Here is a 23,167-nt window from a genome sequence, read left to right as displayed (position 1 = left end):
GCTCCCCAGATCGGCCTGAAGTGATTCCACCTGGAGCAATACAATTTTGACGGGATCAACACTCCCAACACCCTCACTTTAAGCGCAAGTTTACGTGTTTTTAGCTTCGGTAATCCAGCTTTAATTCAGTTTTGGAAACAGATGCTCCCGAGAAAAAGCCCCTCTTCAATCTCGACCAACCGAGAAACGGCCATGGAAACACCCCTCAAAGCCGTCTCGCAGACCGCTAGCCAAGAGCTGATTTCACCTTACTTCACGAAGTGTCAACTTTGTGACATAACGAAGCTTTCAACCTAAACGTGTGCATCCGGGACGTTATTGACGGAATTGTGGCAGCCCGACATAAGAGGCTTGTCGAGTGGACCTGCCGCACTTCTGCCACGGTCCACATTTCCGGCACTTGGGGGTTGGTGCTTCCACTACGGGAGTCTTTGGGTATGTCTGCTGCGTTGTGCCCGGAAATTTGAACATGACAGCTGTAGGGCCGATACGTCCCTGCATGATTGGACCAGCGTGCCTGGACCACTGCTGAGCTTCTTCAAAAATCCGTTCGCGAAGATTTGCCGCCCGTCGCGCATGAGTAAGGATTGTCATCTTGACACTGCATATTCGCCAGCCGCTGGCGCAAGCTGTAATAGAGACGCTGATCGAAGATACGATCTTCGCCGCACCGCGCTACGCGCCTTACCGTCACGCGATGAAACGCGCGCTCGATATGGCTATTGTATTGTTTGTCGCTCCGCCAATTATCTTGGTGACGCTGCTCTTCGCCGCGCTGGTTGCACTTGACGGTCACAACCCGTTCTACACTCAGCTGCGCGTCGGGCGGAACGATCGCGCCTTTCGGATGTGGAAACTGCGTTCCATGGTGCCCGATGCCGACCGCCTTCTGGCCCGTCATCTGGCTGAAAATCCTGCAGCTCGCATGGAATGGAACCACGCGCAAAAATTGCGTCACGATCCGCGCATCACGCCCATCGGTCGCCTGATCCGCAAGAGCTCTATTGACGAACTGCCACAGCTTTGGAACGTTTTCATCGGCGACATGTCCCTCGTAGGTCCGCGTCCGATGATGATGGACCAAAAAGACATCTACCCCGGCACCGCTTATTACGCACTCCGCCCCGGCATTACCGGTTTTTGGCAGACTTCAGTGCGCAACGAGAGCAGCTTTGCCGAGCGCGCAGAGTTCGACAGCGCCTACCTGTCTCAGTTGTCGTTTGTCACTGACTTGAAAGTACTGATGAAAACCATCCGCGTCGTCATCCACGGCACCGGCTGCTAATCCAAACGGTCAGAACATCGCCCGCAGCCCGCATGAAAAGACCCCGCCACAGTATCGTGAGCGGGGTCTTTTCATATTTAGCCCAAAGAGCGCCTCGCCCTTCAAACGCAGCGTCGGATCAAAGCAGGCGGTTTCGGCTTCACCCACGCCCGGCGATATGGACTGTGGCACTTCTGGATCAGGGTGACTACGGCAAGCAGGTCTTGCATCTCTCGCAGACACAGCTCGCCGTATTGCCAAAATTCAGCCTGCAAGGTCGCGAAAGCGGCGTCGTTACAGGTGCTTGCGCGCGGGCTTTATACATCGCACCGGCTCACACAGCGGTGCGGACATCAATCTTCTTCCGTATGCTATCCACGCTTCGGTCTAAAAGGAGATGGCAGTTCATGCCCGCGCCTCTGCCACCTTCCGTAGGTCGGCCATCAATTCGCTCAGTAACTTGATGCCCATCTCGTTGGTCAGACGTCCATTGTCATCCCACTGCTGCGCGGTCTGGCCGATCATGACCTCCGGCCCCGGCAGCAAGGTGGGGCGAAACGCCGTCAGGCACAGGCGCGTCATCGATTGAGACCGCGGCCCGCCCGCAGCACCCGCCGCAGCTGAGACCAGCGCCACCGGCTTGTCCCGCCAACAGTTGCCCTCCGTGCGACTGATCCAATCCAGCGCATTCTTCAACGCGCCGCTGATGCCTTTGTTGTACTCAGGTGTGGCAATAATAACCGCGTCCGCCCCGGCGATCAGGTCAGCAGCGTGCTGAACCGCATCGGGAATGCCTGGGCCTGTTTCTGTGTCCTCATCATACAGCGGAAAGAGGATATCGATTTCGGTATAGGCCGCATCCTCGCCGAAGCGCCGCGCGGCTTCATTCAGCAACAAACGATTGGTTGAGGCGGCGCGCAAAGAGCCGCACAGGCCGACAACGGAAAGGGTGGTCATTAGGATATGCTCCTGAAAAGGTCTTCAGGACTATCTAAACGAAAAAGCGCCGCGGCAAGGCCACGGCGCTCGTCCTTTAGTCAGTTATCGCAATCAAGTGTTGGGCAGGATCACGATTTCCACGCGGCGGTTCTGACGCTTGCCTTGAGGCGTCAGGTTGGACGCGATGGGCTGGTCTTCGCCACGGCCAATAACCTGAATGCGGCCCGATGGCACGCCTTCGGAGGTCAGCACGTTTGCCACAGCCTGCGCGCGGCGTTGCGACAGGTTCAGGTTATACGCGGCGGCACCGTCAGAGTCGGTGTGGCCAATGACCTGGGTGGTGGTGTTCGGATAGGCTAGGAGCGAGCGGCCCACGTCGCGAATGTCGCCGGTCAGGTTGCCTTGCAGCGTGGCGCTGTCAGTGGCGAACAGGATGTCCTGTGGCATGGTCACAATCAGGCGGTCGCCGGTGTTGCGGATGTCGACCTGGTTGCCAAGCTGCTGGCGAAGTTCAGCTTCCTGCTTGTCGAGCTGGTTGCCGATTGCGGCACCAGCAGCGGCACCGACCAGAGCACCGGCCACGGTGGCGCGGTTGCGCTCACCCTTGTCGTCGCCACCGGCCAGACGGCCCGCGATGGCGCCTGTGGCAGCACCAACCAGCGCGCCGGTCTTGGCTTGGCGGTTGGGGTCGTTTTGGTCAAAGCCAACACTACCGGTGGTGCAGGCGCTGAGGCCCAGTGCGGCGATGGTGGAAAGCATAAGGGAAGAGCGGATCATGGTGTCTTAGTGCCTCTCGTCGTGAATTGAATGGCCCACCTGCGCGGGCGCGTTGTTATCCTTCACGGTTAATGCCACAGCCGCGACTTAGGTTCCCGTGAAAAACTCCTTCAGATGCCTGCCTTGGCGGCAAATTGCCCACCTTGCATACCTCTTGCAAAAATGTCTATAACATACAGGCACTTAACCTTTTCACGGTTCTCACGTCTCTGATCGTTTCCTTTACCCTCCGTGCCGGATAGACTGGAAAAAAACACAATCGAGCAGGAGAAACGCATGCGCAAAGTGATGGCGACCGCCTTGGGACTCGCTCTGACGGCGATGGTTCTGTCCAGTCCGGCAATGGCCGCCTGGCGTGATCTCGCGGAAGTTTCAGGCGTGGACGCCGACGATATGTTGAAAATGCGCGCCGGGCCTGGAACGGGGTTCCTGGTGATTGTCGGCCTGCCAAATGGCACGCTTGTCCGGGTCCACAACTGCCAACGCACCGGGGCAACACGGTGGTGTGATGTTGCGCTGGACCAAGCGCCAGGGCTGCGCGGCTTTGTCTCTGACGCCTATCTGACTCACAAATAAGAGTGTCTGCCTGCGTGGATGCTGGGTTGGCCAAGGGGCCACCCTTAGGTGTTGCGAAGATGCACCGTTAGCGCGCATTTCTGCCACAGCGTGGACGAAAATTCTGTACCTGATTAATTTACTCGGCAATCAGGGCGCACCAAACGCGCCAGCCTAGTGTGCCTCAAAAGAGACCATCGCCAGCACTTCCATAACATCTTGATTCGACTTGCTGGTCGATCTCATTTGGGGACAGTCACATGACACAGTCGCTTCGTGGACGACGTGCGCAGTGCCGCACGCAAACCGCTTTGACTCCGTTGGACCGCGTGTCCGACCGCCGCACAACCCTAGCTGCCGCATGCGCCGTGGCGCTGATGGGCACGCAGGTGGCCGCGCAGGACACAGCTGACGCTGACAGCGTCATCCTGCTGCCCACGGTTGACATCCAAACCGCCGAAGAACCGGCACCCGCACCGCGCCCGGCGGCCTCTGCCCCACGCCGAACCGCCGCCGCACCGGCGCGCCGCGCCGCGCCGCAAGTCTGCACCCCGGCCTTGGCGGGCACACCGGTCTGTGCCGAACAGGAAGCCGCCGAAGCGGCAGCCGCAGCGCAGGTCGCAGCCGAGGCCGCCGGCGTAGAGGCCGCGCGTCAGGCCCGCGCGGGCACAAACCCGAACGCCGACCCCAATGCTCCGTTCAAGGCCAACACGCTGACCAACTCCAAGCTGCGAGGCGATATCGCGGATATGCCGCGCACGGTCACGGCCATCACCAAAGAGACGCTCGAGGCCACGCACACCACATCCGTGCGCGAAATCGCGCGCCAGACACCGGGCGTCAGCCTTGGCTTTGGTGAAGGCGGCAATGCCTTTGGCGACAACATCTATATCCGTGGGTTCAAGGCGAACAACGACGTCTACGTGGACGGCGTGCGTGATCCCGGCACCTCTGTCCGCGAGACATTCGACACCGAACAGGTCGAGATCCTGAAAGGCCCATCCGGGTCTGTCGGCGGACGGGGCGCCACAGGCGGCACGATCAACATCGCCACCAAGCAACCGCAAGACGTGGATTTCACGTACCTGAGTGTGGAGGCGACCTCTGCCGGGACACTGCGCACCACAGTCGACCAGAATATGGCCACAAACGAGCGCGTCCAGCTGCGTTTCAACGGCCTGTATCAGAACGGCGAAGTCGCCGGGCGTGACGGGGTCGAAGATGACCGCTATGGCGCGGCCGCCGCGATCAAATACAAGCTGACCGACAACGTGACCTTGGATGGCTCCTACAGCTTTACCAAGTTTGACGGAACGCCGGACTGGGGCGTGCCCTACACGACCGGAGCGCCAAATGGCGACAAAGGCCCGGTGACTGAATTCGGTGTCGACCGTGATACATTCTACGGCATCGAAGACCGCGATTTCCAGGAAGCAACCCGCAACGTGGCCACAGGCCGCCTGACGTGGGAGATGGACAGCGGCTTGACCCTGAGCAACACCTTCCGTGCGGCGCGCACGATCAACGACTACATTCTGACGGCGCCGGGTTCGGTAGACGAGAACGGGTCCAACGATCCCGACGACTGGACAACGGGCGTCCGTGACAAATCCCGCTACCAGATCACCGATGTCTACTCCAACACCACGGAACTGGCTGGCGAAGCCGGCTGGGGCGGACTGGGCCATAGCTATGTCACCGGCGTGACGCTGCAAAAGGAGTGGGTTCGTGCCGATTCCTACCCCGGCTCGACCGAGGATTTCCCGGTGGGCTCACGCGGCTGTACTGTCGATGTTGTCGATCCCGACACCAGCGTGTGCTGGAACGGCGATATGCCAGAGCGTCAGGACACGCCAACCAAGACCGAGGTCAAGACGATCTCCGCCTATTTTGTGGACCGGATCGACCTGAACGAACAGTGGAGCGTCGATGCCGGCCTGCGTGTCGATCACTACGACATTTCACGCAAATCGAGCGGTTCGGATGCGCTGTCGCGCACCGACACCATGTGGAACGGCAACCTTGGCGTCACTTACAAACCATCTGATGCGCTGACGCTGTATGGCGCGGCCTCCACCTCCACCACTCCGATGGGGTCGGAGATCGCGGCAGGCGGCGGTTTCTACGGCGGTCTCGACACCGGTGGCGAAGATCTCGAGCCAGAGCGCAACACGGCCTTTGAGCTGGGTGCGAAATACGAGGTCACGCCAGGCCTGCTGCTGACCGCAGCGTTGTTCCAGACCACGAAGGAGAACGCACGGGAAACGCAGGGCCGTGGGTCCAGCGCTGTGACGACAGATGAACTGGAATATCGCCTGCGCGGCATCGAGCTGGGCGTTGCGGGCAAGGTCGACCGGGTCGGTCTGTACGGTGGCGCGGTGTTCATGGAAAGCGAAATCCTCGAAAGCGCCAGCAGAGACGACGTGGGCAAAGAAGTGGCGACCATCGCGCACCAACAGTTCAACCTGCTGGCCACCTATGACGTCACCAATGCGTTGATGCTGGGCGTGCAATCCAACTGGAAGGGTGAGGTCAAACTGGGGTCTCTTGCAGTGAACGACAACAGCCTGCCGTCCTACTGGTCCTTTGATCTGGTGGGGTCCTACAACATCAACGACCGTGCGGACGTGCGTTTTGGTGTCAAAAACGTGGGTGACGAGGCCTACTACGACACGGCGTATCGCTCCGGGGAGCCGTTCACCTATATAGCACCGGGTCGCGAGATCTGGGCCGCGGTGGACATGAAGTTCTGATCCTTTGAGATCAGTCCCTCGGGGGCAGGCGACAAGCGGGTCGCCTGCCTTCACTCTTTTCCTGGCACAGTTTCCAAAGCCCAGACCGAGGAGCAGCCCATGCTGATCACCATTCCCGACGTTCTGACCAAGGACGAGGTCGCCGAATTCCGCCACCTGCTGGACGCTGCGGATTGGGACGACGGCAAGACGACTGCGGGCGCGCAATCGGCTCGCGTGAAGCATAACCAACAGCTGCCGCCCACCGGCGATCTGGCGCAGGCATTGGGACAACGGATCTTGCAATCGATTTCCGCCGCGCCTTTGTTCCTGTCCGCGGCGCTGCCGCTCAAGATCCTGCCGCCGATGTTCAATCGCTACGAGGTGGGCGAGGCATTCGGCATGCATGTGGACAATGCGATCCGGATCAACCCGCTGACGCAGGAACGGCTGCGCACGGATCTGTCGATGACATTGTTCCTGTCCGAACCGGAGGACTACGACGGCGGCTCGCTGGTCGTGGAGGACCACTACGGCACGCAGGAGGTGAAGCTCCCCGCCGGACATATGGTTCTGTACCCGTCGACCTCGCTGCACGAGGTGACGCCGGTGACGCGCGGCGCGCGGGTCTCGTCGTTCTTCTGGCTGCAAAGCATGATCCGGTCGAACGAACACCGGACGATCCTGTTCGACCTCGACCAGACGCTTCAGGACCTTGCGGTCCGCGCAGGCGCCGACGATCCGGAAGTCGTTCGACTGACCGGCATCTATCACAACCTCATTCGCATGTGGGCGGACAGCTGATGAAACCGATCCTTATCGCAACAGGGCTGGCGCTGCTGCCCTCCTACGCCATGGCGCAAGACGCTGAGACAATGACCGGCATGATGGAGCTTTGGTCGGGCATCTGGGGCCATTATGCGCAGATGAAGGCCACGCTGATGACCGCGCTGGAGCATGGCGCAGAGGATCACATGTCGCCCGTAGGCATGTTCATGGCCGCCGATTGGGTGGTAAAAGGGGTCATGCTATCGCTGGCCTTTGCCTCGGTCGTCACTTGGGCGATCTTTGCGGCAAAGATTGTGTCGCTGGCGCTGCGGCGTCAGGCCATCGCACGACAGTACCGCACCCTCGACCGCGCCGGCAGTCTGCAAGGTCTGTCCAAACGCATGGCCAAGGGCAAAGGCATTGTCGGCCGCATGGCGCGCGCCGCCCTGGACGAGTGGGATCGCAGCGGCGCGTCCCCCTCCCTGCATGCGGGCATCAAGGAGCGCACTGGATCGACCCTTGGCCGGATCGAGGTCGGCGCGGCCCGGCGCATGGGCGCAGGCACCGGCATCCTGGCCAATATCGGATCGACTGCGCCTTTCGTTGGCCTGTTCGGTACCGTTTGGGGCATCATGAACAGCTTCGTCTCCATCGCGGAAAGCAACACCACAAACCTCGCCGTGGTCGCCCCCGGCATCGCAGAGGCGCTACTGGCCACGGCCATCGGCCTCGTGGCGGCGATCCCTGCGGTGATCTTCTACAACCTGATTTCGCGGGGCCTGGGCGGCTACAAAGTCATGCTGGGCGACGCAGCAGCCTTGGTGGAACGCACCTTGTCGCGCGATCTGGACCTGTCGCCACAAGAGGCCCCCAACCTGACCCTTGCTGCGGCGGCGGAGTGAACCATGGCCGGACGTCTTTCCGACAGTGATGATTTCGAGGAAAACCACGACATCAACATCACGCCCTTTATCGACGTGATGTTGGTGCTGCTCATCATCTTTATGGTGGCCGCGCCCCTGTCCACCGTGGACATCCCCGTCGAGTTGCCCGTCGCTGTGGCAGATGCCCCGCAGCGCCCGTCAGAGCCTGTCTTTGTTACCATCACCGAGGACCTGTCGCTGGCCGTCGGTGAGATCGAAACCGACGCGGCGGGCCTGCCGATGGAGATTGGCATCGCCACAAGTTTGAACCGCGATACACGGCTCTACATTCGTGCCGACAAATCAGTGCCGTATGGCGAGCTGATTTCGGTCATGAACATTCTGCGGGGCGAAGGCTATCTGAAGGTTGGCCTCGTGGGATTGGACCAAAGCGCGGCCCCGCCGGAGGACCTTGGCGCGGAGGCTACGGAATGAGCCTGACCTACCAGCCGGGCGGCGGCCTGTGGCGCGGCATGGCCTGGACCGGGCTGGCGCTTGCCGTCAGCGCCGGGCTGCACGCGGCCCCCGTCGCGCGTATGTTGGCGCAGCCTCCCGCGACAGAGCCACCCGCGCAGGCGCAAGCCGGGGCCACGGGCGCGATCCTGTTCGATTTGTCCGACATCATCACCGCACCATCAGACGCTGGAGAAGACAGCGCGGAGGTGGCAGAGTCGGTGTCCGCGCCCACCGTTACCGAAAGCGCCGAAGCCGTGGATCCGGCCAAGGCTGCAGACGAGCCGCCCTTGCAACAAATCCCCTACGAGGTTGAGGATGATGAGCTGAAATTCGGTGTCGCCTCCCCCGATCCGGTGGAGGAGGTCGAGGAGACTGCCCACGAGGCCGCCACGGAATATGACGAGGAGAAGGTCGACGCCGAAACCCAGATGGGCGCGGAGGACCGTGCGGCCTCGCAGGCGTCGGTGTCCGGTGTATCTGCCGATCAGACGTCGGACACAGCACAGGCGCAGGACGAAGGGCTGACCGCCGAGCAAATGGCCCAGGTGACGGAGTGGCAAAAGGACATCGTGGTCCGCATTTCCAAGGCCAAGCGCTATCCCAAGCTGGCGCGCAGTCGTCGGATCGAAGGTGAGGTGCTGGTGCGGTTTACCGTCGATCGATACGGCGCTGTGCTGGCCCGCACATTGGAGCAAAGCAGCGGCTGGCCAGTGCTGGATCAGGCGGCGCTGGAGGTGTTTGACGAGATCGGCAAATTGCCCACGCCGCCCAATCACCTTGAAGGGGCCGAATTCACATTGATGGTGCCGTTGCGCTATTCGTTCAAGTAGTGCCGACACGGTCTGCGGTGATCTCGTCCAGCGTGCGGCAGCCCGTGAGGGCCATCGCGACCTCCAGCTCATCGCGCAGCAGGCGCAGAACATGGCTGACGCCCAAGGCTCCGGCAACAGTCAGGCCGTGGATGACAGGCCGGCCAACGAGGACCGCCTGTGCGCCCAGCGCGAGTGCCTTGAACACATCCGCGCCACGTCGCAGGCCGCCGTCCATCAGCACGGGCAGCTCTGCGCCGACGGCCGCGACGACCTCTGGCAGGACGGAGATGCTGGAGCACGCCCCATCCAGAACGCGCCCGCCATGGTTCGACACGATCACCCCGGCGGCACCGGCGGCCACGGCGGCGCGGGCATCCTCGGCGCAGAGCACGCCTTTGATCAGGATCGGCAGCGGGCTGGCCTTGCACAAGGCTGCCACATCTTCCCAGCGGGGCAGAATGTGGGCGATACGGTCAAAGATCATCGACTCGCCCTGTGTCAACGGGGCAAAGCGCGGCTGCGGCAGACCGGTCAGGTTCACCGGGCGCGTCCCCTCTGGCAGGTGAAAACCCGCGCGCACTTCCGCATCGCGGATGCCGTTTACAGGCGCGTCAATGGTAAGCACCAAAGCCTCGAACCCGGCCTCAGCGGCGCGATTGGCAAGGGTCAATGTGCCGTCCAGCGTGGCCTGCCAGTACAGCTGAAACCAGCGGCAGGCGGCACCGGAAGCGCGCACATCCTGCATGGGTTCGCTGCTTTGCGCGCTGAGGATCATCGTGGCCTGCTGCGCCTCTGCGCCCTGCGCTGTTGCACATTCGCCGTCCGGAGAGAGCAGCGATTGATACGCAAAGGGCGCGACGAGGATCGGGTGCGGCAGCCTACGACCCAGCAAGGTGGTCTGCGTATGCCCGCCGCGCAGATCGCGCAAAGCGCGCGGGCGAAGGGTGAGCGCCGCGAGATCTGCTTCGTTGGCGCGCAGGGTGGTCTCGGCTCCCGCGCCGGACAGGAAGTACGCGCGATTGACGTCCGACATCATGGCCTGCGCACGAGCGGCGTAGTCAGGCAGACCGGCGGGCAGATCCGAAGCGGACATGTGGGCGTCTCCTTCCAGCTTTCGGATCCGGCTACAGCAGTTCTGCACAAGTTTGAAGATAAGTTGACAATTTACATCAGATACACTGGCGCGACTGGTCGGACGACTCGACGGGCACGGTCCTCAGGAGTTGCTGATTGCCAGGTTCATGCCTCGATCCGCGCGGATTCCCAGGCCAGAAGCGCGCGTTTTACAGGCAGGCCCCAGTGATACCCGCCAAGCCCACCGGATTTACGCAGGGCGCGATGGCAGGGGATGAGGTAGCTGATTGGGTTCCGGCCCACTGCGGTGCCCACGGCACGCACGGCCTTGGGCGCGCCGATGGCCTGTGCAATCTCAGAATAGGTGGTCACGTGGCCGGAGGGGATGCGCATCAGAGCCTCCCAAACCTTGATCTGAAATGGTGCGCCGATGAGATACAGCGGCACCTCGCCCTGCTGCGCGCCAAAGGCGCTGGCGACCCAAGGGCGCAGGGCCTCCGGGTCCTCGACATACTGCGCGTCGGGCCAGCGGCGGCTGAGATCGTGCATTGCTTCAGCCTCGGTACAATCGGCGGTGAAGCCTATGCCGCAGATGCCTTTGGCCGTGCCCATGACCAAGGCCGGGCCAAAGGGGCTGTCGAACCAGCCGTAGCGGATGGTCAGTCCCGCGCCCGCGCGGGCAAAGTCGCCGGGGCTCATGGCCTCCCACCGCAAAAAGAGATCGTGCAGACGACTGGAGCCGGACAAACCGGACGCGTGTGCGGTGTCGAGCGTGGTGAAGCGCTCCGCCAGCAGCACCTTGGCATGGCCGAGCGTCAGATATTGCTGCAGCCGCTTGGGCGAAACACCGGCCCACTGGCTGAACATGCGCTGAAAATGTGCGGGCGACATGGACATCTCTGTTGCGAGTTGATCCAGCGTCGCCTTCGGGCCAAGCCGGTCCACCGCCTCGATCGCGCGGGCCATGACGTGATAGTGGTAGCGGTCGGGGGCATCTTTTGGCATGGCGCGTCTCCTTTTCCGAAAGAATACCCACACAGCGCCTCAAAGCGACCCGTTTCCTGCGCCTAAAGCGCCGCGCGCCCAGCCAGATGCGGGGGATCTTGCGCCCGGTCAACGCGTCAATGCCACCGACTCGCATGCCGTCTGTTTCAGACGCGGCAAGGTCGGATAGGCCAAACGATTGGCGCGCCCTCCGGTCAAAAAGTACTGAAACAATGAATGGAGCCTATCATATTTGCCGGATTTTTCAATTTCAGATTGGGTGCGCTTATCTTGTCAGACCTGTCAAAACCGGGCAGAACCCCGCGCATGGCCAAGCAAATGGATTATCACACGCTGCGCGAGGTGTTCACCCGCTTTCAAGCGTCAGAACCCGAACCGCAGGGAGAGCTTAACCACGTCAACGCTTACACGCTGGTGGTGGCTGTGGCGCTTTCGGCGCAGGCCACAGATGCGGGTGTGAACAAGGCGACGGACAAGCTGTTCCAGATTGCGGACACGCCGGAAAAGATGCTCGCGCTGGGCGAAGAGGGTGTGATCGAACACATCAAATCGATTGGCCTGTATCGCAACAAGGCCAAGAACGTCATCAAATTGTCGAAGATTTTGGTGGAGCAATACAACTCCGAGGTGCCCTGTTCGCGGGCCGCCTTGGAAAGCTTGCCGGGCGTGGGGCGCAAGACGGCAAACGTCGTGCTGAACATGTGGTGGAATTACCCGGCGCAGGCGGTGGATACGCATATTTTTCGCGTCGGTAACCGGGCGGGCATCTGTCCGGGCAAGGATGTGGTGGCTGTCGAACGCGCCATCGAAGATCATATCCCCGTCGATTTTCAACAACACGCGCACCACTGGCTGATCTTGCACGGTCGCTACATTTGCGTGGCACGCAAACCGAAATGCGGGGCCTGTATCATCAAGGACCTGTGCCAATTCGAGGACAAGACCGAATGAAGAAATACCAGCTCGCCGGGATCGGCAACGCCGTGGTAGACGTGATTTCGCGCTCCGATGACAGCTTTCTTGACCATATGGGGATCGAGAAAGGCATCATGCAACTGATCGAACGGGAACGCGGCGAGACGCTGTATGCGGCAATGGGCAACCGGGTGCAGACGCCGGGCGGATCGCTGGCGAACACCGTGGCGGGCGCAGGCGCGCTGGGTCTGAAAACCGCGTTTATCGGCCGGGTGAAGAATGACACACTGGGCAAATTCTACGCCGATGCCATGACCAACGAGGGCATCGCCTTTGTGAACACGCCGGTGGAAGGCGGGGAGCTGCCGACCTCGCGCTGCATGATCTTTGTGACGCCGGATGGCGAAAGGTCGATGAACACCTACCTCGGCATTTCCTCGGAGCTGGGTCCGGACGATGTGGACGAGGACGTCTGCGCCGAGGCGGAAGTGATTTTCCTCGAAGGCTACCTGTTCGACAAGGACAAGGGCAAGCAGGCGTTTATGAAAGCCGCACGCGCCTGCAAGGCAGCCGGTGGCATAGCCGGCATCGCAATTTCCGACCCGTTCTGCGTGGAACGGCACCGCGCAGATTTCCTGAAGCTGATCGAAGAAGAGATGGATTTCGTCATCGGCAACGAGGCGGAGATCTGTTCGCTCTATCAAAACGGGGATCTGGAGGCGGATCTGGCTGCTGTGGGCGCAATCTGTCCGCTGGTGGTCTGCACGCGCTCCGGCGATGGGGTGACCATCCTGCGCGATGGAGTGCGCACCGATGTGTCCGTGAAAAAGGTGGTTCCGGTGGACGCCACTGGCGCGGGCGATCAGTTCGCTGCCGGGTTCCTTTACGCCCTGGTCAAAGGCCACGACATGGCAACCTGCGGCAAGATGGGCACCATTGCGGCGAGCGAGGTCATCAGCCACATGGGTCCACGTCCGGAGGCCGACGTAAAAACGCTGTTCGAGGCCGCCGGCCTGTCCTGAAACAATGGCCCCCGATGCGGAGAAGATGTCCGCCGGGGGCTCCCTGTCGCAAACACATCAGAGCCGGACGATTTCACGCGAATTTCACGCGGTCCAGCTTTGCCTCGTGTCGGGCCACGGTTAGCTTTGGGTTAAGTATTTTGGTCCGGAGCATTGATGACCCGTTTTATTGTTCTGCGTGACAGAACCGACAATTGGCGTCGGACTGCTGTGCCGCTGGCCTCCAGCGTGTCGCCTGTGACACCTGACGCGCCCGCAGAGCCCGTCATCGACGTGCTGGATCTGTCCCCTGAGGCTTTGCGCGATATAGTGCGTGACCGGTCTTGTCTGACCATTGCGCCCGCCATGCCAACCCGCATCGTGAATCCCGAACCGCTGGATGATCTGCGCAGCGATGATGTGGAGCCGGGGTGGGGCCTGCGTGCGGTGGGGGCGGACCGTACAGACCGGTCGGGCAAAGGGGTGACGCTTGCGCTGCTGGACACAGGCATCGACCAGACGCACCCGGCGTTCAACGGTGTAACGCTGGAAACCTGCGATTTCGTCGGCACCGGGGTCAGTGACGCCAACGGGCACGGCACCCATATGGCTGCGACCATGATCGGGCGCGATCTCGACGGCACGCGGATCGGCGTGGCGCGTGGGGTGAAAAAGCTGTTGGTGGGAAAGGCGATTTCGGACAAGGGACTGGGAAGCACAGGCGGGTTTTTCCAAGCAGTGTTGTGGGCAATGGCGCAAAGGGCCGACATCATTGCCTTTGCCGTGAGCTTTGACATCGCCGCGCAGGTGGAGGCGCTGACAGCAGCAGGCTACCCGCTGGTGCAGGCCAATACGGCGGCGGTGAATGCTTATCGCGGCAACCTGCGGATCTTTGAGCTGATGATGGAGATGTCCTGCGCGCAAGCAGGCCCTCTGTTGATCGGTGCGATCGGCAATGACAGCCTGCGCGTGATCTCGCCAGAGTTCGAAACCGGCCCCTCTGCCCCGGCGGCAGCACGGCATGTGCTGGCTATCGGAGCCTGCGGGACGGAAGGGGATTGGCTGGAACCGGCGGTATTTTCCAATATTGGCCCAGCGGTGATTGCGCCGGGGGTCGGGATCGTCTCTGCCGGCGCAGGTGGCGGGTTGCGAACGCTGAACGGCACATCCATGGCGGCAGCGCATGTGGCAGGGGTGGCTGCGCTATGGGCGGAGCACATGCGCGAGGAGGGTGAGGATGTGAACTCTGCGACGCTGGCCGCGCGGCTCGTCAGCACCGCAACACGGATGAATATTCATGAGGGGCAGACAGTGTTGGATGTCGGCCACGGGCTGGTGCAGGCCCTATAGGGCCAACAGGGCTAGCGCCGCTTGAGCATCCGCCATGGTTTGCGTTGGACCAGCGCGCTTGCGGTGGCGCAAAGCACCAGCGCGCAGAGCATCCACTTGGAGGCTGTGCCCATGGTACCATCGACCCGCACCGCATGCAGGATGCTGGTGATGACCACCAGGACGACCGCCACGCTGTGGGCGGGGCGAAACACACGAGGGCCCAGCCTGTGGCGCCAGAGGGTCAAGAGCGCCGCCGCCAGCAGCGCCCACATGGCCGTCACTCCCCGTGCCGAGAAGGGCGTCGCAGACGTATAGAGCAGCGCGTCCACCACATCCGGTGGGCTGGTGATCCACAGGCCCGCAATATGCAAAGCGACGCAAGCAATCAGCCCCCAGCCGATCCAACGGTGCACCTGTCTGGCGCGAAACGGGACTACACCGGGTAGCGCGCCTGTCAGCAACATAGGCTGTATCAGCAACGCACCCAGTGCCAGGACACCTGCCAAACCTGCGACGATGTAGATCGGCTGTCGCCACGCCAATAGCGGGCTGGTGGCCGCCACCACCAAAGGGCCGCCGATGGCCGTGACCAAGGCCAGCCAGATCAGAAACCGCTGCTGCATTCAGGCCGGTTGCAGAACGAAATCGGCACGCAATGTCGTGTCTTTGGAATTACGCATCACAGGACGCAGGAATACGGTTTCGAAGTCAGCGCTGTCGTAGGCGAGGTGCCCGTGCGCCTGACCAAAGGCCGGCACGATCTGCGGCATCTCCAGGCGGAACTCTCCATTGGCGGCGGTCAGCGTGGCGCCGTGGCTGTGTGGGTCGCGCTCGTGCCCTTCCGTGGTGTGCGCCCAGATCTGAATGCGTTGGCCCGGCAAAGGGGCACCGTCACCCGCGCGTCGCACAGTGCCCGTCATCCAAAAGCCACCATTGCCAATGCGGTCAACGAGGGGCGCGCCAGGACGGTAGTTATTCGCGCCACCGCGCATGGTCGGGGTTGGCGCCACGCCAGCGGCGCGGGCGGGCACCATCAGCCCGGAGGCTCCGGTGAGTAAGGCGGCCCCAAGGGCGACAAGGCCAGTGGTCACGAAGGTGCGGCGCGTTTGCATGGCTGATCTCCTGCGGCTCAGATCAGAGGATACCCGGAGAACCATGCGATGCGAAGATGCCGCACGGCATCGTGAGGCCTCAGTGCGCCTCTGCCCAGTTGGCGCCCTGCCCCGCATCCACCACCAGCGGCACATCAAGTTTGACCACCGGATCGCAGGCATTTTCCATCACGCCCTTGGCCACGCCAATCAGGTCATCCACTGCGCCGTTTTCCACCTCGAAGATCAGTTCGTCGTGCACCTGCAACAGCATCCGCACCGGCAGCTTGGCAATTGCATCGGGCATGCGGATCATGGCGCGGCGAATGATATCTGCCGCCGTGCCCTGGATCGGGGCGTTGATCGCGGCGCGTTGGGCAAAGCCGGCACGCGGACCCTTGGCGGCAATCTCCGGCGTATGGATCTGGCGCCCGAACAGGGTTTCGACACGTTTGTGTTCCTTGGCAAAGGCCTTGGTGTCGTCCATGTACTTACGGATGCCGGGGAAGCGTTCGAAGTAGCGGTCGATAAAGCCCTGCGCCTCGGCGCGCGGAATGCGCAGGTTGCGCGCAAGGCCAAAGCCCGAGATGCCGTAGATTACGCCAAAGTTGATCGCCTTGGCCTGACGACGGATATCAGGGGTCATATCCTCCATCGAGACATTGAACATTTCCGACGCGGTCATGGCGTGGATGTCCTGACCGTCGCGAAAGGCCTGCTTCAGCGCGTCGATGTCGGCCATATGGGCGAGGATACGCAGTTCGATCTGGGAATAGTCGAGGGAAACCAGCGTCTTGCCCTCTGGCGCGACGAATGCTTCGCGGATGCGGCGGCCTTCCTCGGAGCGGACGGGGATGTTTTGCAGGTTCGGGTCGTTCGACGCCAGACGGCCGGTGTTGGCGCCCGCGATGGAATAAGACGTATGCACCCGTCCCGTGTCCGGGTTGATGTGTTCCTGCAGAGCGTCGGTATAGGTGGATTTGAGTTTCGACAGCTGCCGCCAGTCCAGAACGCGGCCTGGCAAATCGTGTTCGGTGGCGAGGTCTTCGAGCACATCGGCCGGGGTCGAATACTTGCCCGTCTTGCCTTTTTTGCCGCCGGGCAGGCTCATCTTTTCGAACAGGATCTCCCCAAGCTGCGCGGGGGAGCCGACATTGAACTTTTCGCCTGCGAGGTCGTGAATTTCCTCCTCCAGCATGGCCATTTTCTGACTGAAGGCGTTGGACATGCGCGACAGCACATCCCGATCCACGGCGATGCCGGTCATTTCCATCTGTTTGAGCACAGGCACCAGTGGGCGTTCCATTGTCTCGTAGACCCGCGTCACGCCCGCCCGATGCAGCTGCGGCTTGAAGGTCAGCGCAAGGCGCAGGGTTACATCCGCATCCTCGGCGGCGTAACCGGTGGCCTTGTCGATGGGCACGCGGTCAAAGGTGATCATGCTCTTGCCGGAGCCGAGCAAGTCCTTGATCGGAATACAGGTGTGGGCAAGATAGCGTTCCGCCAGCGTGTCCATGCCATGCCCGTGTTCGCCTGCGTGCATGGCGTAGGACATCAGCATGGTGTCGTCGATGGGCGCGATTTCGATGCCATAGCGGCTCAGCACTTTAGCGTCGTATTTCATGTTCTGGCCGATCTTCATGACCGACGGATCTTGTAGCAGCGGCTTTAGCGCGTCGAGCGCCGCCTGCATGCGGATCTGCCCATCGGCCAAATCGTCGGCGCCGAACAGGTCGTCCCCGCCCTCTGCCCGATGGGCGAGCGGGATGTAGCAGGCCTCGCCCGGTGCGACCGCCAACGAAACGCCGACCAGTTCACAGCGCATGTCGTTCAGGCCAGTGGTTTCCGTGTCCACGGCGACAGTGCCGACCTGCTGCGCGCGGTCGATCCATGCGTGCAGCGTTTCGAGATCGCGCACGCAGGTGTAGGTCGCGGCGTCGATGGCGGGCCAGTCCGGCGCGGCCTCCTCAGTCACGGCGGCGGTGGCTTCCGGGATGACAGGCGCCTCTGCGCCCAAACGGTCGGCCACACGTTTGGTCAGGGTGCGGAATTCCATGTCGGTGAGAAACCCGAGCAGGATTTCGGGATCAGGATCACGCACCTCCAGGTCGTCCAGCGAGAAGGGCAGGTCCATGCCTTCGTCCAGCTGCACCAGCTTCTTGGACAGCTCAATCTGCGCGCGGTTGTCGATCAGGGTCTGGCGGCGTTTGGGTTGCTTGATCTCTTCGGCACGGTCGAGCAGCTCCTCCAAGGAGCCGAACTCGTTGATCAACAGCGCGGCTGTCTTGATGCCGATGCCGGGGGCGCCCGGCACGTTGTCGACGGAATCCCCTGCCAGCGCCTGAACGTCCACCACACGTTCTGGACCGACGCCGAATTTTTCCTCGACGCCCTCGCGGTCGATGCGCTTGTTCTTCATCGGGTCAAGCATTTCGACGCCGTCACCCACAAGCTGCATCAGGTCTTTGTCGGACGACAGAATCGTGACACGCCCCCCTGCGCGACGTGCCTGACAGGCCAGTGTCGCCATTATGTCGTCGGCCTCGAAACCTTCGATTTCCTTACAGGCGATGTTGAACGCCTCGGTCGCGGTGCGGGTCAGCGGGATCTGCGGGCGCAGATCCTCTGGCATGGCCTCTCGGTTGGCCTTGTACTGGTCGTACATATCGTTGCGGAAGGTATGCGAGCCCTTGTCAAAGATCACCGCCACATGGGTCGGCGCATCGGGACCGGCGTTTTCCTCTACGTAGCGCTGCAACATGTTGCAAAACCCGCTGACCGCCCCGATGGGCAGCCCGTCGGATTTGCGCGTCAACGGCGGCAGCGCGTGAAACGCACGAAAGATATAAGCCGATCCGTCGATCAGATGCAGGTGACAACCCTTGCCGAAAGCCATGGCGCGCGCTCCTCTAAGTCCATTTCATGATGTGCCACGCAACGCGCTGCGCTGCCAGAGCGGAATGGCCGGTCAGGGACTTTCCGCCAAGCACCTTGGCGAGATGTTCTGAATCGGCAGCGTGATTTCCAGCCCGAAGATCACCGCACGTTCTGCCAGTTGCGTCGCTCGCCTCACGCTCCGCTTGCCCAACGGCTCCTGATGCCCGCCGTCGCAATAACCATGCGGTGCGCAGCGCGTCGCCTCGTTGCAAAACCTCCCGGCAGAGCGGGGTATCGAGAGTGCCTGAAAGGAAGCTTACGACATGAAAAAAGTGACATCCATGATCCGGACGTGTCCTGGAAGCGGCCCCTTGGCTTGCCATCAAAAGCTGTGGGTCTGCGCTTAGCCCGCGCCATTGGCACGGTACATCTCGTTTGGCAGCGCAGCACTTTCGCAGTCCTCAAGGCTGACCGGCACACCCGTGGCGGGTCCGAAAGACGGCCCCTCCACTTTCAATTGCGCAAAGGCCGTCCGTGACAACCAACAAGCCTTGCGCGCCAGTCTCAGACCTTGCCTTCGAAATCCTTGTGGACGAGCTTTGCGTCACAGTAGGGGCATTCGACAAACCCCTTATCTTCGGGGATCTGCAACCAGACGCGGGGGTGGCCCAGTGCCACGCCGCCACCGTCGCAAGGAATGCGATAGGCCTGAACGATCCGGGTTTCGGGGGCCTCGATGGTCATGAATGTCCCTTTCGCAATGCTCTGACGCCTATATGCGCCAAGCCCGCAACCGAGGCAAGCCCACAGAACCGCACGGAACCTTCAGGTTTCCTTGCTTTGAAAGTACCCGCCGCGCGTAGCGTTTTGAAAGGCGCCGGCACCAGCCCAGCGACAAGAGGCGAAGCGCGCGCACAGCGCGCTCCGCTGAATTTTCCGTCAGGCGGGTTGCAGCATTCTGCCCAGACGGCGGCCCGCCAGAACATGCACGTGTAAATGGGGCACCTCCTGCACGCCATGCGCCCCGGCGTTGGAAATCAGACGCCAACCGTCTTCTTCCAGTCCTTCCATCCGACACACCTCGCCCACGGCTCGGACGTAGTCGACGATCTCCGCATCCGATGCCTCCTGTGCGAAGTGATCAAAGCAAACGTAAGGGCCCTTCGGGATAACCAGCACATGCAGGGGGGCTTGTGGCTGGATGTCGCGAAACGCCAGCGTGTGTTCTGTTTCCAGCACGGTATCGTTGGGAATGTCGCCGCGCAGGATCTTGGCAAAGATGTTCTGGTCGTCGTAGCTATGCGCCATGGGGGTCTCCCTCTTGGATTTGCGCGCATGAAGGCGCAATTTCACCCCCAGCGCAAGCACGCGACGGCATCTGAACCTTTCCGCTGCTCAAAGGTTTGCTTTGCATCCGGCGCGTCAGCCTCTAGGTACAACCCCAACCAATGCAAAGGCCTGCCCATGTCCGTTTCCATGATGTCCACCTTCGTCAAGCCGATGCACCCTGAGGGGCGCAAGTTCGTGGCTATTGCAGCCGCGATCACACTGGTTCTGTTTTTGATCTGGGAGCCGCTGGGCTGGATCGGGGTCGGCCTGACGGTCTGGGTCTACTACTTCTTCCGCGACCCGGAGCGCGCGACACCCATGCGTGATGATGTCATGGTCTCCCCGGCAGACGGCCTTGTGTCGTTGCTGGAACCTGCGGTGCCACCTGCGGAACTCGGTCTGGGCGATCAGCCTCTGATGCGCATCTCCGTCTTCATGTCGGTGTTCAACTGCCACGTGAACCGCCTGCCCACAGCTGGTACCGTGGAAACCATCGCCTACCGCAAAGGCAAGTTTCTGAACGCTTCGCTCGACAAGGCGTCCGCTGATAACGAGCGCAACGGCCTGACCGTCGCCCTGCCCGATGGTCGCCGTTACGGCGTTGTGCAAATCGCGGGTCTTGTGGCGCGTCGTATCATGTGTTGGACCAAAGAGGGCGACGTGCTGACCCGCGGCGAACGCTTTGGACTGATCCGCTTCGGCTCCCGTCTTGATGTTTACCTGCCCGCAGGCGTCACCCCAACGGTGCGCATCGGTCAGACCATGGTCGCTGGCGAAACCGTCATCGCCGACCTCACCGGCACCCAGTCCGAAGGATAACCCATGATCGACCCGACAGAGCCAGAGCAGGACACATCCGGCGGACGTGATGTCAGCCTGATCCTGTTGATCCCCAATATGGTTACCCTGATGGGGTTGTCCTTTGGCCTGACAGGCATCCGCTTTGCCATGGAGGGCTATTTCACATGGGCCGTGATCCTGATCATGCTCTCGGCCCTGGCAGATCTGTTTGACGGGCTGCTGGCCCGCCGTCTGGGCGCACAGTCCGAAATGGGCGCACAGCTTGACAGCTTGTCGGATTTCCTGTGCTTCGGCGTCGCGCCCGCGATCCTGGTTTACGAAGTGCATCTGGGCGATTTCGGCGGGCTTGGCTGGATCTTTGCCCTGATCTTTGCAGTTTCCGCCTGCCTGCGTCTGGCGCGGTTCAACGTGATGTCGGGCCAAGCTGAACCTGGTGAAGCGCCCAAGCGTTATTTTGTTGGCGTTCCGGCGCCGGCTGGCGCGTTTCTCGGCCTTTTCCCGGTCTTTCTGTCAAACCTTGGCCTGATTGATCCGGGCAGCGCGCCGCTTTTGGTTTGCGTCTGGCTGGCTGTCGTCGGGGCGTTGATGATTTCCAACCTCAAGACACCGTCGCCGAAAGGTGTCAAAGTCCCCCGTCGGATGGTCGCCGTTCTGTTCTTTGCGACGGTGATTGCCATGGGCCTGATCTTTACCCGGCCATGGCTGCTGCTGGTGATTATGGACGCGGCCTATCTGGCGGTGATTATGGTGGCCTTGGTGCGCGCAAAAGGACGGTTGTTCGGCTGATACCTGACAACAGCGCCCCGCGACTGTAGCGGGGCGCTTTGAAGACAGTCAGTCTGCGAACAACTGTTCCACGTTTACGATGGCTTCTGCCGTGGCGCTTGGCACAGTGAGGAAATCGGCGACCGCGCGAACACCGACTTCACTCGGATCCATCTCGCGCAGATGGTGATGGTTCTCGAACTCCGCATCGCGCATCTGGTCGCTTTCATGGATCATGTCGTTGCGCACTGTGGGCAACAGGCGCTCGACCTTCTCGCGCGGGGTACACGCCCCTGCCAACCCGGCGCGCACGATATGATCGATCAGATACTCGTCGGAGAACTGACACTCGATTTCAAGCAATCTCGTGGTTGACCGGTCGCGCCCGAAATCCTCCAGCAGGTCCAGATTGGCCGGATCCATGCAAACGACCAGTCGGTCGGTTTTGTAATAATCGAACAACATCCGCATAAGCGCACGTCGGTGGCGATGCCGCTTGCCCATGGTTGATTGAATTCCACCGAGGTCCGGCAGGTGGCAGGCTTCGTCGTTGAACAGGTATTCGACACAGGGGATGTTCGTCATTTGGCGGATACGTTCGACCATGCGCTTAGCGACGTGCCACTTCTTGCATACAATGATCAGCAACTCGCGCTCACGACCAAGGGAGCTTTCTTTTTCCCAAAAGCGTGGCGCGAATCTGCGCCCGATCCGGCCCTTGTTGGACAGGAAATTGAACAGAGTGCGCCCTTCGTTGGAGATCTGGAACGTTACCCCTTCTGTCGAAAACAGCACGCCAAGGCGGCGTTTCAATTCCAACGCCTCCGGGCTGATCTTACGCGCAAAGAGAAAGTCCTGAGACAGCAGCAGATCATAGTGGTCGTTGTAGAAAACCACCGGCATCCCGTATTCGGTAAACATCAGGAAGGTCAGTGTGCGACTCTCGATCTCTTGTTCGGGAACGAGATGGCGCACGAGCGTCTGAAAAAACGTCTCGTCCGGAATCCATGTGGTGGCAAAGAAGCGCATCACATCGCGGCGCTTCTTGGAAAAGTCGATGATCTCCTCAATGGTCTGCCTGCGCAAACACCACCATTGCGAGCCGATCATGACATCAATGTCATGCGGAATTTCTCGCGTCAGTCCCAACCGCTTTTGCAGTTCAAACATAGCGTAAAAGCGCTTCTTTTGAGTGCGTTCATTAAACCAGTGACGGTAGATCAACCGCTCTTCTTTCCACCCGGTCTTGATCCAGTCAGAATTGAGGTAATCGTAGCTTTCGATAAAGTCGCGGTCATGGCGGTCAAGGTAATCGTGCGCGTATTCGGCCGATTTAATTGCCATGCAATCGCCTGACAGCATGTAGAAATGCGTGGCGCGCGGGAAAGCCTCAATGGCCGCTTCGACCGCATTTAGCGTGGCGGCGACAAGGGACCATTCCCCCCAGCCGCATTTGATGCGTTTCTTGGCAAAGGTGACGTTTGGGTTGTCGCGCAATGCCTCGCGGATCCGGTCGTAATGTTCAGACTTAGCCGAGGCGTCGAAGTGGATGGACATGCAATCGCCCGCCGCGGTCAAGCTTTGCGCTTGGCGGATGATGGCTTCTGGGTCTTTATGACACAGCAGGATGAAGGCAATTTTCGCCATTCAGGAAACGGTTCGCCCCATTTTCGCCCTATTGTTTACGGTATTAGAGGTGAACGGGCGTTGAATAAACCACAATTCTTTGGTTTTTTGACCCGGTTGCGTTG

22 protein-coding genes are annotated in these 23,167 nt (G+C 61.1%); 12 read left to right on the top strand and 10 right to left on the bottom strand.

Annotated features, from left to right (window positions below):
• Nucleotides 1-595: 595 nt before the first annotated feature.
• On the top strand, nt 596-1,285 hold the full coding sequence (locus tag GGQ68_RS01395; protein ID WP_183962602.1) for a sugar transferase: 690 nt from the start codon (nt 596-598) through the stop codon (nt 1,283-1,285).
• Between the two features lie 384 nt (nt 1,286-1,669).
• Here GGQ68_RS01395 and GGQ68_RS01390 read toward each other — a convergent pair whose 3' ends face one another.
• Complete coding sequence (locus GGQ68_RS01390; RefSeq protein ID WP_183962601.1) at nt 1,670-2,221, bottom strand: NADPH-dependent FMN reductase; 552 nt, start codon at nt 2,219-2,221, stop codon at nt 1,670-1,672.
• Between the two features lie 93 nt (nt 2,222-2,314).
• Entirely contained in the window at nt 2,315-2,980 is a 666-nt protein-coding gene (locus GGQ68_RS01385) for a YiaD family glycine zipper/OmpA-like lipoprotein (protein WP_183962600.1), read from the bottom strand.
• A gap of 276 nt (nt 2,981-3,256) precedes the next feature.
• Here GGQ68_RS01385 and GGQ68_RS01380 point away from each other — a divergent pair, with 276 nt between their 5' ends.
• From GGQ68_RS01380 to GGQ68_RS01355, 6 genes are all read left to right on the top strand, one after another.
• The gene (locus GGQ68_RS01380) at nt 3,257-3,556 is read left to right on the top strand and encodes an SH3 domain-containing protein (protein WP_183962599.1); all 300 of its coding nucleotides are present in this window, start codon (nt 3,257-3,259) and stop codon (nt 3,554-3,556) included.
• Between the two features lie 239 nt (nt 3,557-3,795).
• Nucleotides 3,796-6,288 carry a TonB-dependent receptor gene (locus tag GGQ68_RS01375; RefSeq protein WP_246429209.1) on the top strand — a complete coding sequence of 831 codons (2,493 nt, stop codon included), beginning with the start codon at nt 3,796-3,798 and terminating at the stop codon, nt 6,286-6,288.
• Nucleotides 6,289-6,387: 99 nt separating this feature from the next.
• Nucleotides 6,388-7,071, top strand: a complete 684-nt coding sequence (locus GGQ68_RS01370; RefSeq protein WP_183962598.1) for a Fe2+-dependent dioxygenase — start codon at nt 6,388-6,390, stop codon at nt 7,069-7,071.
• Nucleotides 7,071-7,937: a tonB-system energizer ExbB gene (exbB, locus tag GGQ68_RS01365; RefSeq protein WP_183962597.1), complete on the top strand. Its 867-nt coding sequence runs from the start codon at nt 7,071-7,073 to the stop codon at nt 7,935-7,937. The genes GGQ68_RS01370 and exbB overlap by 1 nt, the downstream gene beginning before the upstream one ends.
• Before the next feature lie 3 nt (nt 7,938-7,940).
• Complete coding sequence (locus tag GGQ68_RS01360) at nt 7,941-8,393, top strand: biopolymer transporter ExbD (RefSeq protein WP_183962596.1); 453 nt, start codon at nt 7,941-7,943, stop codon at nt 8,391-8,393.
• Entirely contained in the window at nt 8,390-9,244 is an 855-nt protein-coding gene (locus GGQ68_RS01355; protein ID WP_246429208.1) for a TonB family protein, read from the top strand. The genes GGQ68_RS01360 and GGQ68_RS01355 overlap by 4 nt, the downstream gene beginning before the upstream one ends.
• On the opposite strand, the gene GGQ68_RS01350 is transcribed toward GGQ68_RS01355, so the two are convergent.
• Both GGQ68_RS01350 and GGQ68_RS01345 read right to left on the bottom strand, forming a co-directional pair.
• Complete coding sequence (locus GGQ68_RS01350; RefSeq protein ID WP_246429207.1) at nt 9,237-10,319, bottom strand: alpha-hydroxy acid oxidase; 1,083 nt, start codon at nt 10,317-10,319, stop codon at nt 9,237-9,239. The two genes, GGQ68_RS01355 and GGQ68_RS01350, sit on opposite strands and share 8 nt — an antisense overlap.
• 146 nt (nt 10,320-10,465) lie before the next feature.
• Nucleotides 10,466-11,305, bottom strand: a complete 840-nt coding sequence (locus GGQ68_RS01345; protein WP_183962595.1) for a methylated-DNA--[protein]-cysteine S-methyltransferase — start codon at nt 11,303-11,305, stop codon at nt 10,466-10,468.
• Nucleotides 11,306-11,611: 306 nt separating this feature from the next.
• Between GGQ68_RS01345 and nth the strand changes: the two genes are divergently transcribed.
• The 3 genes from nth (at nt 11,612) to GGQ68_RS01330 (ending at nt 14,571) form a co-directional block, all read left to right on the top strand.
• A complete protein-coding gene (gene nth, locus GGQ68_RS01340; protein WP_183962594.1) occupies nt 11,612-12,256 on the top strand; it encodes an endonuclease III in 645 nt (214 codons plus the stop codon).
• The gene (locus GGQ68_RS01335; RefSeq protein ID WP_183962593.1) at nt 12,253-13,242 is read left to right on the top strand and encodes an adenosine kinase; all 990 of its coding nucleotides are present in this window, start codon (nt 12,253-12,255) and stop codon (nt 13,240-13,242) included. The genes nth and GGQ68_RS01335 overlap by 4 nt, the downstream gene beginning before the upstream one ends.
• A gap of 156 nt (nt 13,243-13,398) precedes the next feature.
• Nucleotides 13,399-14,571 carry a S8 family serine peptidase gene (locus GGQ68_RS01330; RefSeq protein WP_183962592.1) on the top strand — a complete coding sequence of 391 codons (1,173 nt, stop codon included), beginning with the start codon at nt 13,399-13,401 and terminating at the stop codon, nt 14,569-14,571.
• Between the two features lie 11 nt (nt 14,572-14,582).
• Here the strand turns inward: GGQ68_RS01330 and GGQ68_RS01325 are convergent, their stop codons facing one another.
• From GGQ68_RS01325 to GGQ68_RS01305, 5 genes are all read right to left on the bottom strand, one after another.
• The gene (locus GGQ68_RS01325) at nt 14,583-15,176 is read right to left on the bottom strand and encodes a ferric reductase-like transmembrane domain-containing protein (protein WP_183962591.1); all 594 of its coding nucleotides are present in this window, start codon (nt 15,174-15,176) and stop codon (nt 14,583-14,585) included.
• Nucleotides 15,177-15,665, bottom strand: coding sequence for a peptidase associated/transthyretin-like domain-containing protein (locus GGQ68_RS01320; RefSeq protein WP_183962590.1), 489 nt, complete (start codon nt 15,663-15,665; stop codon nt 15,177-15,179).
• 79 nt (nt 15,666-15,744) lie between these two features.
• On the bottom strand, nt 15,745-18,540 hold the full coding sequence (polA, locus tag GGQ68_RS01315; RefSeq protein WP_183962589.1) for a DNA polymerase I: 2,796 nt from the start codon (nt 18,538-18,540) through the stop codon (nt 15,745-15,747).
• A 545-nt stretch (nt 18,541-19,085) separates the two neighbouring features.
• On the bottom strand, nt 19,086-19,265 hold the full coding sequence (locus GGQ68_RS01310) for a zinc-finger domain-containing protein (protein ID WP_183962588.1): 180 nt from the start codon (nt 19,263-19,265) through the stop codon (nt 19,086-19,088).
• A gap of 195 nt (nt 19,266-19,460) precedes the next feature.
• Nucleotides 19,461-19,829, bottom strand: a complete 369-nt coding sequence (locus GGQ68_RS01305; protein WP_183962587.1) for a histidine triad nucleotide-binding protein — start codon at nt 19,827-19,829, stop codon at nt 19,461-19,463.
• Between the two features lie 156 nt (nt 19,830-19,985).
• Here GGQ68_RS01305 and GGQ68_RS01300 point away from each other — a divergent pair, with 156 nt between their 5' ends.
• Together GGQ68_RS01300 and pssA are read left to right on the top strand one after the other, a co-directional pair.
• The gene (locus GGQ68_RS01300) at nt 19,986-20,669 is read left to right on the top strand and encodes a phosphatidylserine decarboxylase (RefSeq protein WP_183962586.1); all 684 of its coding nucleotides are present in this window, start codon (nt 19,986-19,988) and stop codon (nt 20,667-20,669) included.
• 3 nt (nt 20,670-20,672) lie between these two features.
• Nucleotides 20,673-21,437: a CDP-diacylglycerol--serine O-phosphatidyltransferase gene (pssA, locus tag GGQ68_RS01295; RefSeq protein ID WP_183962585.1), complete on the top strand. Its 765-nt coding sequence runs from the start codon at nt 20,673-20,675 to the stop codon at nt 21,435-21,437.
• Nucleotides 21,438-21,485: 48 nt separating this feature from the next.
• Here pssA and GGQ68_RS01290 read toward each other — a convergent pair whose 3' ends face one another.
• Nucleotides 21,486-23,063 (bottom strand): DUF5928 domain-containing protein, encoded by a 1,578-nt coding sequence (locus GGQ68_RS01290; protein WP_183962584.1) that lies wholly within the window; start codon nt 23,061-23,063, stop codon nt 21,486-21,488.
• Between the last annotated feature and the right edge of the window lie 104 nt (nt 23,064-23,167).

This window comes from Sagittula marina (assembly GCF_014196795.1).
In the GTDB taxonomy this organism is placed as follows: domain Bacteria; phylum Pseudomonadota; class Alphaproteobacteria; order Rhodobacterales; family Rhodobacteraceae; genus Sagittula; species Sagittula marina.
This window is presented reverse-complemented; position numbering and strand designations above follow the sequence as displayed.

Excerpts from the sequence above, each read along its gene's own strand:
- GGQ68_RS01375 (WP_246429209.1), top strand. The coding sequence starts at position 3,796 with ATGACACAGTCGCTTCGTGGACGACGTGCGCAGTGCCGCACGCAAACC.
- GGQ68_RS01355 (WP_246429208.1), top strand. The coding sequence starts at position 8,390 with ATGAGCCTGACCTACCAGCCGGGCGGCGGCCTGTGGCGCGGCATGGCC.
- GGQ68_RS01300 (WP_183962586.1), top strand. The coding sequence starts at position 19,986 with ATGTCCGTTTCCATGATGTCCACCTTCGTCAAGCCGATGCACCCTGAG.
- GGQ68_RS01290 (WP_183962584.1), bottom strand. The coding sequence starts at position 23,063 with ATGGCGAAAATTGCCTTCATCCTGCTGTGTCATAAAGACCCAGAAGCC.
- GGQ68_RS01370 (WP_183962598.1), top strand. The coding sequence starts at position 6,388 with ATGCTGATCACCATTCCCGACGTTCTGACCAAGGACGAGGTCGCCGAA.
- pssA (WP_183962585.1), top strand. The coding sequence starts at position 20,673 with ATGATCGACCCGACAGAGCCAGAGCAGGACACATCCGGCGGACGTGAT.
- GGQ68_RS01335 (WP_183962593.1), top strand. The coding sequence starts at position 12,253 with ATGAAGAAATACCAGCTCGCCGGGATCGGCAACGCCGTGGTAGACGTG.
- nth (WP_183962594.1), top strand. The coding sequence starts at position 11,612 with ATGGCCAAGCAAATGGATTATCACACGCTGCGCGAGGTGTTCACCCGC.
- GGQ68_RS01320 (WP_183962590.1), bottom strand. The coding sequence starts at position 15,665 with ATGCAAACGCGCCGCACCTTCGTGACCACTGGCCTTGTCGCCCTTGGG.
- GGQ68_RS01325 (WP_183962591.1), bottom strand. The coding sequence starts at position 15,176 with ATGCAGCAGCGGTTTCTGATCTGGCTGGCCTTGGTCACGGCCATCGGC.
- GGQ68_RS01380 (WP_183962599.1), top strand. The coding sequence starts at position 3,257 with ATGCGCAAAGTGATGGCGACCGCCTTGGGACTCGCTCTGACGGCGATG.
- GGQ68_RS01360 (WP_183962596.1), top strand. The coding sequence starts at position 7,941 with ATGGCCGGACGTCTTTCCGACAGTGATGATTTCGAGGAAAACCACGAC.
- GGQ68_RS01345 (WP_183962595.1), bottom strand. The coding sequence starts at position 11,305 with ATGCCAAAAGATGCCCCCGACCGCTACCACTATCACGTCATGGCCCGC.
- polA (WP_183962589.1), bottom strand. The coding sequence starts at position 18,540 with ATGGCTTTCGGCAAGGGTTGTCACCTGCATCTGATCGACGGATCGGCT.
- exbB (WP_183962597.1), top strand. The coding sequence starts at position 7,071 with ATGAAACCGATCCTTATCGCAACAGGGCTGGCGCTGCTGCCCTCCTAC.
- GGQ68_RS01305 (WP_183962587.1), bottom strand. The coding sequence starts at position 19,829 with ATGGCGCATAGCTACGACGACCAGAACATCTTTGCCAAGATCCTGCGC.
- GGQ68_RS01330 (WP_183962592.1), top strand. The coding sequence starts at position 13,399 with ATGACCCGTTTTATTGTTCTGCGTGACAGAACCGACAATTGGCGTCGG.
- GGQ68_RS01385 (WP_183962600.1), bottom strand. The coding sequence starts at position 2,980 with ATGATCCGCTCTTCCCTTATGCTTTCCACCATCGCCGCACTGGGCCTC.
- GGQ68_RS01310 (WP_183962588.1), bottom strand. The coding sequence starts at position 19,265 with ATGACCATCGAGGCCCCCGAAACCCGGATCGTTCAGGCCTATCGCATT.
- GGQ68_RS01350 (WP_246429207.1), bottom strand. The coding sequence starts at position 10,319 with ATGTCCGCTTCGGATCTGCCCGCCGGTCTGCCTGACTACGCCGCTCGT.
- GGQ68_RS01390 (WP_183962601.1), bottom strand. The coding sequence starts at position 2,221 with ATGACCACCCTTTCCGTTGTCGGCCTGTGCGGCTCTTTGCGCGCCGCC.